This window comes from Vibrio sp. KMM 9700 (genome assembly GCF_058545285.1).
In genome coordinates this window covers 955,815-969,778 of the sequence record NZ_CM178590.1, presented here as the reverse complement: position 1 = coordinate 969,778, position 13,964 = coordinate 955,815, and the positions used below count along the sequence as shown (strand labels likewise).

The 13,964-nt window shown below is 42.4% G+C and carries 11 protein-coding genes; 7 read left to right on the top strand and 4 right to left on the bottom strand.

The window, feature by feature from the left end; translation table 11 throughout:
* Positions 1 to 3 precede the first annotated feature (3 nt).
* The 4 genes from AC2VOY_RS15595 to AC2VOY_RS15580 all read right to left on the bottom strand — a co-directional run bounded on the left by AC2VOY_RS15595 (position 4) and on the right by AC2VOY_RS15580 (position 4,556).
* Positions 4 to 711 (bottom strand): transglutaminase-like cysteine peptidase, encoded by a 708-nt coding sequence (locus AC2VOY_RS15595; RefSeq protein WP_491833560.1) that lies wholly within the window; start codon positions 709 to 711, stop codon positions 4 to 6.
* A gap of 6 nt (positions 712 to 717) precedes the next feature.
* Positions 718 to 2,112 (bottom strand): HlyD family type I secretion periplasmic adaptor subunit, encoded by a 1,395-nt coding sequence (locus AC2VOY_RS15590; RefSeq protein ID WP_491833559.1) that lies wholly within the window; start codon positions 2,110 to 2,112, stop codon positions 718 to 720.
* A gap of 277 nt (positions 2,113 to 2,389) precedes the next feature.
* The gene (gene fabV, locus AC2VOY_RS15585; RefSeq protein ID WP_491833558.1) at positions 2,390 to 3,610 is read right to left on the bottom strand and encodes an enoyl-ACP reductase FabV; all 1,221 of its coding nucleotides are present in this window, start codon (positions 3,608 to 3,610) and stop codon (positions 2,390 to 2,392) included.
* Between the two features lie 247 nt (positions 3,611 to 3,857).
* Entirely contained in the window at positions 3,858 to 4,556 is a 699-nt protein-coding gene (locus AC2VOY_RS15580) for an arylesterase (protein ID WP_491833556.1), read from the bottom strand.
* Here AC2VOY_RS15580 and AC2VOY_RS15575 point away from each other — a divergent pair.
* The 7 genes from AC2VOY_RS15575 (at position 4,555) to modA (ending at position 13,936) form a co-directional block, all read left to right on the top strand.
* Positions 4,555 to 5,343, top strand: coding sequence for an ABC transporter ATP-binding protein (locus AC2VOY_RS15575; RefSeq protein WP_491833554.1), 789 nt, complete (start codon positions 4,555 to 4,557; stop codon positions 5,341 to 5,343). The two genes, AC2VOY_RS15580 and AC2VOY_RS15575, sit on opposite strands and share 2 nt — an antisense overlap.
* Before the next feature lie 10 nt (positions 5,344 to 5,353).
* Entirely contained in the window at positions 5,354 to 7,789 is a 2,436-nt protein-coding gene (locus tag AC2VOY_RS15570) for an ABC transporter permease (protein ID WP_491833552.1), read from the top strand.
* A gap of 388 nt (positions 7,790 to 8,177) precedes the next feature.
* Complete coding sequence (gene nrdD, locus AC2VOY_RS15565) at positions 8,178 to 10,325, top strand: anaerobic ribonucleoside-triphosphate reductase (RefSeq protein ID WP_491833550.1); 2,148 nt, start codon at positions 8,178 to 8,180, stop codon at positions 10,323 to 10,325.
* Between the two features lie 45 nt (positions 10,326 to 10,370).
* A complete protein-coding gene (gene nrdG, locus AC2VOY_RS15560) occupies positions 10,371 to 10,868 on the top strand; it encodes an anaerobic ribonucleoside-triphosphate reductase-activating protein (RefSeq protein WP_491833548.1) in 498 nt (165 codons plus the stop codon).
* 110 nt (positions 10,869 to 10,978) lie between these two features.
* A complete protein-coding gene (locus AC2VOY_RS15555) occupies positions 10,979 to 12,163 on the top strand; it encodes an amino acid aminotransferase (protein ID WP_491833546.1) in 1,185 nt (394 codons plus the stop codon).
* Positions 12,164 to 12,323: 160 nt separating this feature from the next.
* Positions 12,324 to 13,040: an ATP-dependent zinc protease family protein gene (locus AC2VOY_RS15550; RefSeq protein ID WP_491833545.1), complete on the top strand. Its 717-nt coding sequence runs from the start codon at positions 12,324 to 12,326 to the stop codon at positions 13,038 to 13,040.
* Positions 13,041 to 13,147: 107 nt separating this feature from the next.
* Positions 13,148 to 13,936 carry a molybdate ABC transporter substrate-binding protein gene (modA, locus tag AC2VOY_RS15545; protein WP_491833543.1) on the top strand — a complete coding sequence of 263 codons (789 nt, stop codon included), beginning with the start codon at positions 13,148 to 13,150 and terminating at the stop codon, positions 13,934 to 13,936.
* Positions 13,937 to 13,964 lie beyond the last annotated feature (28 nt).

Genomic DNA, 13,964 nt, shown 5'->3' with positions numbered 1-13,964 from the left:
GAATCACTCGTTATAATTGATTTTTGGACGTTTAAAATTAGTATTGCGCGTCCGGTTTCTTAATTCATTCCATGAACTAAGGCGTGAGGCACTGCCAGCAACTTTCGCGCCGTTAGATTGCTTCATCAGCCATAAGTTCTTCCCGTTAAAACTATAGATAGGGAGTAAATCCGAGCGTTGACTCGCAGGTTTAATCTCACTATCTAGGTTATCGAGCAGTACAGGGACTGCAGAAGGGGTCGCATAATAAGCTAAAACCATGTGAAACTGATTGAGCGACAAGGCTTTAACATAGATTAAGCGTAATTTGCTGTCTGCAACCCCTAATTTACGTAAAGTTAAATATTTGGCAATAGTGAAATCTTCACAGTCACCTGCGCCTGCGCCGACAAATTCATTAGGCGTTGCCCAATAATCCTTTTTACCCCAAAGGTCGATATCGTCGACAAAACGCATCATGTTATAAAAGTCATTGACCTTTTTTAATTTTTCTTGCTCAGTTGCATAATAAAGGCCAGCAACTAATTCATTGAGCGCCTTAGCACGTTTCCCCGACTGCCCACCATAAAAGCTTTGAATCGCTGATGTGGCAAGCATTGGGTGTTTGGCTGCGTAGCTTAATATTGGGTAAAGTAAGGCGACGCAAGCCAAACAGACTAAGTACCAAGGCTTGGTGATGCTTGAATATAAACGTATAAAATTACAAGGCATCTAAACTTATTCACGCAAGGCATTTTGCGTCGCGCGTAATACAGGTTTAAACAAGTACTCAAGTACACTGCGTTTACCTGTAATAATATCTGCGCTCGCTGTCATCCCTGGAATGATAGGTAAAGGTTCTCCATCTACACCTTTAAGTTGATTATCACCGGTACGAATACGTACTTGGTAATAACTATTGCCTTCTTCATCTTGAATCGTATCCGCACTAATGGTTTCAAGTGTGCCTTCTAGGCCGCCATAGCTTGAAAAATCGTAAGCTGTGAACTTGATAAGTGCAGGCAGGCCAGGGTGCAAGAAGCCGATATCTTGTGGCGCAATTTTTGCCTCGATCAGTAAGGTATCCTCGGTTGGAACAATCTCGATTAAATCCATACCTGGTTGAATGACGCCGCCAATCGTATTGATATAGATTTTTTGAATCGTACCTGTGACAGGGGAAACAACCGTCGTACGCGCGACTCGATCTTGCAGACCAAGTTGTGACTCGCTTTGGCTCGCTAATTGCGCACTGATTTTGTTCATTTCAGTTTGGTTGTCACTACGAAACTTCAATGCAATATCAATATACTTATAAATCGCTTCATTAAGCGCAGATTCAGCAACTGGGATTTGCAATTTGGTCGAGGTAAGGTCACGACGCGTATCTGTTAGCTGGCGACGAAGTTTTAAAAGCTCAATTTCCGGCACAACACCTTCTTTTGCCAGCGGCTCTGTGATTTTATACTCTTGATTCGCAATGCTATAGCTACTTTGTAAGTTACTATAACGGCTTCGATTTTCACTTAGCTCACGTTGCTTTTGATTGATCTGAGAGCGTGCCACAGAAAGTTGGTTTTCAAGGTTGGATATCTTGCTTTGAAAGTCATTGATTTGACGCTCGACAAGTTTTTCGTGCTTCGCTGTAAATTCAGGATCAAATTCAGGAACCAAGGATTCATTAATCAAAACTTGGTTTTGCCAGTCTTTGGTATCCTTGCTGCGTTTGACCGTGACGGCATCTAGTAGCGCGCGCAGACGAGTTTGATCAGCTTGTAGGCTTGCAATATCTTGTGCTCGGCCTTTAAAGTCTGATTGTGCTTGGGTATCGTCAATTAAAAGTAAGGTTTGACCTTTTTTAACCGATTGACCTTCACGTACCATGACCTCTTTGACGATACCGCCTTCAAGGTTTTGTACAACTTGCATTTGTGAAGATGGAATGACTTTGCCTGAACCGCTAGTGACCTTATCTAATTTGGCAAAGGATGCCCAAACTATCGCAATCACAAAGAAAAGGACAATCAACCACATCATAGAGCGAGTTGATCGCGCTGTATTGAGCATTAATGCGGAAGATTTGTCATCGACAAAATCAAGCTGCTCAGAGGAAATTTTTTTGTGTTTACTCATTTATCTACCTAAGAAGAGCGTTATATCGTTGATATTGGCTTGTTGAATGAATTGTATATAAATATAACGGAAGATTATCTTATTTATATTACTTAATATAATAGCCGAAACCACACGCTTTTTATAGGTAAAAACGAAGTGATCATGAAGTTAATTTTTTGAATTCGCTGAATAACCCTTTTATTTCATTATATTTAATCAAAAAAAAGCTCGAATCTTGTATTTGATTCGAGCTTCAAACGTGATTTTACTTGTGCTTGACTAGATTAACTTTCTATTAATTATCATTAGTAAGCATTATTTCATCAATGCTTAAATCTTGTTGATAATCAATACCATCTAAACCAAAGCCATTAAGTTTCAAGAAAACGTCTTTAAAATCTTGATAATTCGTAATATTTTTAAAGTTGTCAGCATTCATTTGAGCAACTAGTGCTTTCACTTGCGCTTGGATCTCTGGTTTCATTTCCCAGTCATCCATACGAATCAAACGTTCACTATCAACCGGTACTTTATCTTGCGCAAAAAATTTATCACGGAACAAGCGTTGCATCTGATGAATGGCTTCTTCATGCAGTCCATGCTCTTTCATCACTTTAATTAATGCCAACATGTAAGGCGTAAAGTTTGGAATAAAAACACTTGCTTTGGTCACCAATGCTTTACACACACATGCGTACGCTGCGCCACCAAAGTTAGCTAGTTTTAAGTTCAATGAGTGACTGGCTTGGTGTAAGTCTACTTTTGCCCAGCCTAAAGTGCCGTCACGATAAATCGGATGCGTTAACTCTGAGCCAATATAAGAAAAGGCAAGGGTGCGACAACCAGGTGCAACGGATTCCACATTGATTAAAGTATCTACCCATGCTTCCCAATCTGAACCACCCATGACGTGAATGGTGTCTTTTATTTCTTGATCGGTCGCAGCATTCAGTTTGATGTCATGCCATGTGTCTGTTTCAAGGTCAATCGAAGCACCCGTTAAATTTTGACCGATAGGTTTAATACTTGAGCGGTAAAATTTATCATTTGCGTCTGTGCGTTGTGCTTCTGGTTTTGGACGCATGCCGGCAGCAATACTATAAATGATGAGATCAACTTCACCTTCAAAGTAAGTTTCAATGGCTTCAATGACTTGCTCTTTGGTTTGCGTGCTAAAGGCATCGCCTGTGATATTCACAGCAACGCGGCCAGCTTCGTGTGCACGTTTTGCAAAGTGATGATTATTATACCAGCCAGCAGTGGCTGTCTTCTCTTCACTAGGGCCTTTTTCAAACGAAACACCAATAGTATCGGCTTGAGCGCCACCAAACGTGAGGGCAATGCGAGAGGCAAGGCCAAAGCCTGAGGATGCACCTAATATAAGGACGCGTTTGGGTGCGTTTTGGATTGGTGCTTCATGTTTTACGAATTCAATTTGCTCGTCTATCGCGGCAAGACAGCCTTGTGGATGCGCTGAGCGAGCAACCACGCCTTGAATAATAGGTTCAATGATCATTGTCGATCCCATTAGTTTGTACAAAGGAAAATAGTTAACCAGTTTGAATGACTGAGATATAAGTTATCTATTAACCATCAGTGAGTTATTACATAGAGATACCTACTTTACCTGAAATATTTAGAAAAACTTTGCGCTAAACAGGGTAAAACATAGATTTGTGCTCTAATTTTGTCAGATTTGTGTTAAATATAATTGAAACTTAATTTTTCATTTTCTAATTAGCGATTGATATCACAAATTAATTTTACTTTTTGTTCACTGTAATCAATGGATTCAACGCTTCAAACATAAAATCTCGGATCCAAGGTTGGGCTTCTTCGTTTGGATGTAGGCCATCTTGCTTCATCCATTCAGGCTTAATGATCACTTGCTCTAAAAAGAAGGGGATTAATGGCACATCTTGCGCATTGGCAACCTTTGGATACACCGCAGCGAATGCATCGGTATAACGTTTACCATAGTTTGGCGGCATTCTAATCTGCATTAAGATAGGGGTGACGCCTTTGGATTTGGCTAATTGAATCATTTGCGTGAGGTTGGTTTCGATTTCATTCGGTGAAAAGCCGCGCAGTCCATCGTTCGCACCAAGCTCAATTAAAAGGTAATCTGGCTGATGTAATTTCAACAAGTTTTCAAGACGTGCGGCGCCATTCCCACTGGTGTCACCTGAAATGCTCGCATTAATCACTTCAATAGCTTGGCTCTCATCGCCAACTTGTTCAAACTTTTGCTTGAGAAGAAACGCCCAACTGTCTTCAACTGCCATTTGATAGCCGGCGCTAAGGCTATCGCCTAAAATGAGTATTTTTTGACTGTCTTGCTCAGAAAGTCTTTCATTTTGTTGCACTTTTGTATCTGATATTTGTGCATTAGAGGCACTTGCATGTGCTAAGCTAATACTCATTAATAGCGAGAAAATCAGTAAGGGAATTCGTTTTATCATGCCTATTACACCTCATATAGAATCAGACTCATCGGAATCGAACAGTGCAGCTCAATTGAATCACGTGATTCAAGCTTCATCCGTAAAACATACAGTTTTCACTAATCTTGAAGAATTAACAATACTTGAAGATGTAAACTTATGTATAAAAGCTGGCGAAAGCATTGCGATCGTGGGCACCTCTGGCGCAGGTAAATCCACATTAATGACCTTATTGGCCGGCCTTGAAACCCCAACGTCTGGATCAATTTCTTTGCTTGGACAAGATATAACCAAACTTGATGATGAACAAAGAGCCGCCATTCGCAGTAAAGATATAGGGTTTGTCTTTCAAAGCTTCTTGCTTATTCCAACCCTGACTGCGCTTGAAAATGTCACTTTACCTTGCTTATTACAGGGCAAAGATGAAGATGTTGCGCGTGCGACGCACCTCCTTAGTCAAGTCGGACTTGAGAAACGTTTAACCCATACGCCAGCGCAATTATCTGGCGGTGAGCAGCAACGAGTTGCGCTCGCGCGTGCATTTATGACGCGTCCAAAAATTCTATTTGCTGATGAGCCAACCGGTAACTTAGATGAAAAAACCGCAGAGCGCGTGATCCAAGAATTATTCCAAATGAACCAAGAACATGGCACGACCTTGGTATTGGTGACTCACGATATGAAACTGGCACGTCGTTGCCAACGTGTCTATCGCATGCAGGCAGGGAAACTCGCGCAAGAGACGAGCCAACCTGTGCCAGATAAGGCTGAACAAGCGGAGGTCATGGATGAGTCTACACTCTGAGGTTGAACTTATGCCGACTCAAAAAGGCTTAAGCCATCAATTCGCTTTATTGCGCTGGAGCATGCGCGAAATCATTCAAGGTCAGCTTTGGCCGGTGGTGATGGCGCTGACTTTAATTATTGCGTGTGTGTTTGGTCTTAGCGCGTTGGGCGATCGCATGGATGATGTGATTGAGGCGCAAAGTCGTAATAGCTTAACCGCGGATTTAATTTTCCGCAGTGCTAACCCACCAACGGATATGTTGCTTGAGAATACGAAAGATCTGCCTTCAAGTCAGATGGTGAATTTTTCGAGCATGGCATTTAGTGATAAACAAATGAAGCTTATTCAAGTGCGCGCAGTCGATGATAAGTATCCGCTTCAAGGGGACTTAGTCCTAAAAGGAAACTCTGGCAGCCAATCTCATGTTGCGCCGAATCAGCTTTGGATTGAACCGCGCTTAATGACAGATTTAAACGTCAAGATTGGTGATACGGTCAGTGTTGGCGATGCTGATTTTGTCGTCTCTGGAGTGATAGAGTCTGAGCCTGGGCTTAGCTTTAACCCATTTAATCAAGTGCCGCGTGCTTATATTCATGCCAGTGATTTGGAAAAAACTGGCGCATTAATGCAGGGTAGTCGCGTTCGCTACTCCTTATATCTAAACGCTGAGGATGACACCGCGCAAGCCTTAAAAGATAAGATAGAGCTTTCACCAAGTGATCGCTGGGTTGAGCGTGATGGGCAAAGTCGCAGCGCCAGAATCTTTGAGCGCACTGAGCAATACTTGTCACTCACGGTTGCGATTGTGATTTTAATGGCTGCATTTACCTTAGTCTTAACCTGTCAGCATTATGTCCAAAGTCGTAAAAGCACAGTTGCCATGCTCAAAAGCTTAGGCGCGAGTAAAACATGGCTGCGCAATTGGCAGTTTACGCAAGTCGGTTTGTTATTTGGTATAAGCGTGGTGCTAGGTAGCGCGATTGGCATGCTGATTGAATACGGCTTACGCTTTCCTTTAAAAGATCTCTTGCCTGATCCATTGCCAAGTTATGGTTTGATGCCATTTTTTGCCGGTGTTATCACCTGTATCGCGATAGCCATTCCTGCGCTTGGCGTGCCTTTGTTTAATCTTTTAAACACGCCAGCAAGTCGCGTTGTCGGCCAAGAGAGCGCCGCTCAATATAAACAATATGCCTGGCTACTGGTTTTCCCGCTTGGACTGATGCTGCTGAGCTTTGGCTTAAATGTCTTTGTATGGCTAATTTTTGCAGGGCTTATCTTTGCTATTGCGCTACTTGGTTTAGTCTCGCTGGTGATTTTAAAATTAGTGAAAAAAGTAAGCCAAGGCGCTGCGTTAAAACTTGCTTTAAGCCGCATCTTGCGTACGCCGTTTGCCAGTGGCTTGCAGTTTGGCGTATTAGGCTTGTCTCTTATGCTGCTTGCAACCATTTGGCTCGTGCGTTCGGACTTATTGGTGGATTGGCAACAAACTATTCCTGAAGATGCGCCGAATGTCTTTGCAATGAATATTGCGCCAAATGAGTTGGATGGCTACTTGGCTGAACTCGATAAGCAAAACCTGTCGCGCAGTGAAGCTTATCCGATTATTCGTGGCCGTTTAACCCAAATTAATGGTGAGGATGCCAAAGCGCATGCAGATAATCCAGAAGAAGTCGGCGCGCTGCGTCGTGAAATTAACTTCACTTTTACGGATACCTTGCCAGAGCATAATAAACAGCTTGATGGCTCATGGGGCGCACCTAAGAGTGTTTCCGTCGAGTCTGAAATTGCTAGCGAGATGAATATTGAGCTTGGCGATAAGATTAGTTTTGTGATTAACTCGCAAACGTTACAAGCGACAGTGACGTCGATTCGTGAAGTGGAGTGGCGTGATTTAAAGCCTAATTTCTTCTTTATTTTTAGCCCGGATGTACTCGAAAATCTGCCAAGCACTTACTTGATGAGTTTTCGTGTCGATGATGAGGCGCAATACTTAGGGGACTTATCACGCACTTACCCAACCGTGAGTGTGATTGATTTGCGCAGTATGACGGCAAAAGTGCAGCAACTCTTAGTCCAAGTAGTGAGTGCGATTAGTTTACTCGCCTCACTTGCTGCGCTGGCTGGTGTTTTGCTTATCTTTACACTATTAAGGTTAAGCCTTGCCGAGCGTCAGCAAGAAATTCAGCTTTATCGCACACTGGGCGCAAGTAAAAAGAGTGTGACCAAAACCTTGTGGTTTGAATATGGCGTCATGGCTTTGATTGCGGGTTTGGTGGCTTGCTTAGGCGCCGAGGCATGTGTCGCAGCCTTGATGCATTTTGGATTTGAGTTAGATCCAAGATTACACCTTGGACTGTGGATCACTCTGCCATCTTTGGCGCTGTTGATGTTGGCACTAGTTGTACGCATTTTGCAACCTAAGTTGCTCGCACCACTTTCGCAAGGAAGAATAGGGGTTTAGGACACAATTTTATGTTTTTGTGACCTTGCTTTTCATAAAAAACAGCCGAGTTATCCACAAATTCGGTGGATAAAAATTTGGATAACTCGGCAATTTTTTTTGCGCAACATCACAATCAAGATATTCTCGATTACATCAAGTGAGTAGTCATTAACATACGAAAATTGACTTATTCACTATATCCTTGTCAAGCAGACTTTTTGATCAAATTTTCATCCCTACACTTGACTTTTTAAACCTTTAATTCACTCCATCTTTATTTGATCCAGATCAAGACCTCAGGCGTAAGGATCTAGATAATAAGCACAATATATAGTGCTGCTGTCGTATAAATCACCACATATAGTGGGTTTGCACTCTTCTTTCTTCAATTCTAGGTATATAAATTATGGCTATGCTTGTGATTAAGCGTGATGGATCACGCGTCAAATTTGATCGTCAACGTATTGTTCTGGCAATTCAAGGTGCACAAAATTTAACCCAAAACGATCCTAACTACGACGAATTCGTGGATTATTCACAAGCGGTAGCGAATAAAGTTGAAACGACGCTGCGCACTCAAGCGTTGCAAGAAGTTGAGATCAATACCATTCAAACCTTAGTTGAAGATGAGTTGATGGAAGGCCCGTATCATGGCCTAGCGCGCGCATATATCGAATACCGTCACGACCGTGACATTGCACGTGAGAAAAACAGCGCACTAAACCAAGAAATCCAAGGCTTGATTGATCAAAGTAACCTAGATGTGATCAATGAAAACGCCAACAAAGATGGCAAGGTTATCCCAACGCAACGTGATTTACTCGCTGGGATTGTTGCCAAGCATTATGCCAAACAGCATTTACTCCCGCGTGATATTGTAAAAGCCCATGAAGAAGGTGATATTCATTATCACGATCTTGATTATGCTCCGTTTTTTCCTATGTTTAACTGCATGCTGATTGACCTTGGCGGCATGTTGACGCGCGGCTTTAAAATGGGTAACGCTGAGATTGATACGCCAAAATCGATTGCCACCGCAACAGCAGTCACAGCGCAAATCATTGCCCAAGTCGCGAGCCATATTTATGGCGGCACCACGATTAACCGTATTGATGAAATTTTAGAACCGTACGTTCTCGCAAGTTTTGAGAAGAACTTAAGCCTTGCTAAAGAGTGGGAAATATATGATCCCCAAGCATTTGCGAAATCTCGCACAGAAAAAGAGTGTTATGACGCTTTTCAATCGCTTGAATATGAAGTCAACACGCTGCACACGGCAAATGGTCAAACGCCTTTTGTGACCTTTGGCTTTGGCTTAGGCACATCTTGGGCATCACGACTGATCCAAGAATCGATTTTGAAAAACCGTATTGCTGGTCTGGGTAAAAATCGCAAAACCGCTGTTTTCCCAAAACTTGTGTTTGCAATCAAAAATGGTCACAACCATAAGCCAAGCGATCCAAATTACGACATTAAGCAGCTAGCTCTAAAATGTGCTTCTGAGCGCATGTACCCAGATATTTTGAACTACGATAAAGTTGTTGAAGTCACGGGCTCATTTAAAACACCTATGGGTTGTCGCAGTTTCCTCGCGCCATATGAAGAAGATGGTAAACAAATTCATGATGGTCGCAACAACTTAGGCGTTGTGAGCTTGAACTTGCCACGTATTGCGTTACATGCTGGTGGCGATCTGGATACATTTTATTGCCTGCTTGATGAAAAGCTTAAACTTTCACGTCGCGCATTAGAAACACGTATTGCCCGTCTTGAAAATGTGAAAGCTCGCGTCGCGCCAATTTTATACATGGAAGGGGCTTGTGGCGTGCGTCTAAAAGCCGATGATCCTATTTCAGAAGTGTTTAAAAATGGCCGCGCATCTATTTCGCTTGGTTATATCGGACTGCATGAAACAGCGAATGCGTTATTTGGTAATGGCGAAGAAATTGATTTATTTGACTCGCCAGATTTACAACGCAAAATGCAAATGATTGTGAGCTACCTTAAAGAGGCTACCGAACGTTGGAGTAAAGAAACTGGTTATGCATTTAGCTTGTATGCAACGCCAAGTGAAAACTTATGTAATCGCTTTTGCAACCTAGATAACAAAACCTTTGGCGTAGTCAAAGGCGTGACAGATAAAGGGTATTACACCAATAGTTTCCATTTGGACGTTCAAAAGCAAGTGACGCCATATGATAAAATTGATTTTGAAATGCCATATCCAGAGCTTTCAAGTGGCGGCTTTATTTGTTATGGCGAATTCCCGAATATGCAACACAATATCGAAGCGCTTGAAAACGTTTGGGATTATAGCTATTCACGCGTGCCGTATTATGGCACTAATACGCCAATTGATGAGTGCTATGATTGCGGTTATCAAGGCGAGTTTGAATGTACTAGTAAAGGTTTTGTGTGTCCGAAATGTGGCAACCATGAACCAAGTCGTGTCTCTGTGACCCGTCGCGTATGTGGTTATTTAGGCAGTCCTGATGCACGTCCGTTTAACGCAGGTAAACAAGAAGAAGTGATCCGCCGCGTCAAACATATGTAATGCGTCCAAAATTAGAAAAGAGTTACAACAAGAAAAGGCAGTGTGATGAACTACCATAAATATATCCCACTTGATGTGATCAATGGTCAGGGCACACGCTGCACCTTGTTTGTTTCAGGATGCGAGCACAATTGTCGAGGTTGTTACAACAAGTCGACCTTAAATCCAAACTCAGGGCATGCGTTTACCCAAGCGTTAAGCGATCAAATTATTCGTGATCTCAAAGATACGCGTATTTTTCGCCGTGGCCTGTCACTCTCTGGCGGCGATCCTTTGCATCCTAGTAATGTTCACACAGTGCTTGAGTTGGTGAAGCGAGTTAAAACAGAATGCCCAGATAAAGACATTTGGCTGTGGACGGGGTATGTTTTGCAAAATCTAACCCCTGCGCAGCGCGAAGTCCTAACCTATATCGATACTCTTATTGATGGTCCATTTGAAGAAGATAAGGCGGACCCAAGTTTGCGTTGGCGCGGCAGCAGCAACCAAGTGGTGTATGACAAGCAAATGCTGGCGGCGTATCTGCAAGCCAACAAACTCTGAAATAAACACTGTTTTTAACTGACTTACGCTTTCCTCATTTCTATTCTTGCACTTCAATTGTGATAGTTATATATTCGAAAGATACTTATAATTATCACAAGGTTGTGAACATGCTTTCAGATATTCAATCCCCACCAATCGATCCAATTTTATCCCTCTCTGCTGCTTTTCGCGAAGATAATCGCGCTGAAAAAGTTGATCTTGGGATTGGCGTTTACAAGGATGAAAACGGTCAAACGCCGATTATGTCCGCAGTGAAAAAAGCCCATCAATTGCAACTCACTGAGCAGCAAACCAAAGCTTATGTTGGTCTTGCTGGGAATGAAGTTTTTAATCAATCTATTGTCGATTTACTGCTACAAGATACTTCAGCGCATTCTCGCGTGAGCGCAGTACAAACGCCAGGCGCTAGTGGTGCATTGCGCATGCTGGGGGATTTAATTAAACACGCAACGCCAAATGCAAAAGTCTGGCTGAGTAACCCAAGTTATATTAATCATGAACCTGTGATGCGCGCCGCAGGTCTTGATGTAGGTTTTTACCACTACTTTAATCGCGAAACATATCAAGTGGATGGCGCAGCAATGCTTGCTGATCTTGCCAAAGCTAAAGCAGGCGATATTGTCTTGCTCCATGGCTGTTGTCATAACCCAACTGGCGCAGACATGTCATTTGAACTGTGGCAAGAAGTCACAGCATTGGCGCAAAAAGTGGGTTTCATCCCATTTGTTGACATTGCTTATCAAGGCTTTGGTGAAGGCTTAGCTGAAGATGCACTTGGCCTTAGATATATGGCTGAAAACCTAGAAGAAATGTTGATTGCACAATCATGCTCGAAAAACTTTGGCTTGTATCGTGAGCGTACTGGCGCTGCGATTGTGATTGGTAAAACGCTTGAGCAAAGCCAAAAAGCGCGTCAGAAACTGCTTCACCTAGGACGCGCAACCTATACCATGCCGCCTGATCACGGCGCAGATTTGGTTGCACGGATTTTACAAGACAAAGCTTTAACCCAAGACTGGCAAGCAGAACTGTCGCATATGCAGCAACGTTTAATGCAAACTCGTCTGGATTTATGTCAAGCGCTAAATGCGAAGCAAACCAATAACTTTGATTATATTCAAACCCACAAAGGGATGTTTAGCTTATTAAAATTTACCCCTGCGCAAATGCGTTTGCTGCGTAGTGAATATGCAATTTATGCAGTGGAAGATGGACGCATTAATTTAGCCGGGCTTCAAGCCAAAGATATTGAATATGTGGCCAATGCAATTGCCAAAATAGAGCATGTTTAAAATTTATCTTATTGATATATAAGTTAATTGCATTTTATCTTGAATAAAAAGCATTCATTTAAACTGATTTTTGTATTTTTATCACAAATTTTCATCGATTTTTGATACACTTAAGTCAATATTTATTTGAATGCTCAATCCATTTTTTCAAAGGTGATTCATGAAACCTCGTTCACTTCTTATTCCTGCGCTGATGCTTTCAGTTTTATCTGGATGTACCACCTTGACAGGTGAGCAAACTAGCCCAGCGCCAACTGATACTAGTACACAACCGACTGAACCTGTGACGCCAACGCCAACAGTGCCTGAAACGCCAGTTGTGACACCTTCAGAGCCAGCAAAAGTTGAGCCGCCTAAAGCGACAGAAACAAAACCTGCGCCAAAGCCGGTGGCAAAACCTGCGCCAGCACCAAAGCCAAAACCTGCGACCAAAACACCTGAAGGCAAGCTAATCTTAGGCTCACAAGAGTGGGTGTATTTATCTGATTTAGATGTGAATAGCGTAGCACGTATTGATACCGGCGCGACCACATCTTCGATTAGTGCAATCGATGTGGTGAACTTTGAGCGTGATGGTAAAGATTGGGTGAAGTTTAAGCTTTCGCATGATCAAGGCACATCAAAAGAGATCTCATTGCCTGTGACGAGTAAGAAACGTATCCGTCAATCAAATACGGAAGAGCTGGTGACGCGTTACTCTGTTGAAGGTTGGATTCAAGTTGGTGACCTGAAAGTGAAGACACCATTTACCTTAACGGATCGCACGCATATGGACTTTGCCGTATTGCTTGGTCGTACTTTCTTTAGAGATGTTGCAATTGTTGATGTGAGTCGTAAATTTGTTCAACCTAAAGTTACATCTAGCACAGCTAAATAAATAATAAAAATAAGGACCGATAGTAAGTATACTTGTACCTGCTATCGGTTTTTTTGATCGTAAAAGAAAACTCCCCACCTTGGTCAACGTCTAATTTGGAAATAACGATGAAACAAAATAATATAAAAAAAATTAGCGTATTAATTAGCGCTGCTGTGGCAACTTTTAGCTTTTCTACACTAAGTTTTGCGGAGCAAACAGTACATATTTATGCGGCATCTTCAATGACCAATGTGATTGATACCTTAGCTGCGGATTATGAAGCAAAACATGATGTTGATGTGGTGCCAGTATATGGCGGTTCGTCAACTCTTGCGCGTCAAATCGAACAAGGAGCACCGGCGGATATTTTTATTTCGGCAAACGTAAAATGGGCGCAGTACCTGCAAAATAAAGCAATTATTAAACCGGATGCGGTTCAAAATGTGCTGCGTAATGATTTGGTTTTAGTTGAAAATATCGCTACAGAGCAAGCATTAAGCGGCGCAACGGATTTAGATAAAATTAAACACATGGCGGCAAACTTAGATACAGACCGTCTCGCGGTGGCGATGACAGATAGTGTGCCGGCTGGCATTTATGCCAAGCAAGCCTTTGAAACATTAAACCTTTGGGATGCGCTTGCTGATAAACTTGCGCCAAGTGCCAATGTTCGTACCACCCTTGCTTTTGTCGAGCGCGGCGAATCACCATATGGCGTGGTGTATCGCACCGATGCGATGATGAGCAAAAAAGTCAACGTTGCAGCAAGTTTTCCTGATGATAGCCACGATCCTATTATTTATCCTTTTGCCCGCATAAACGATACGGCGTCGACACAAGCTTTTTATCAGTATCTTTTATCGGATGAAGCGATCAAGATTTATCGAGAATATGGTTTTACGCCAAATAACTAAATATTGCTTACAGCTTTTCATTACCAAC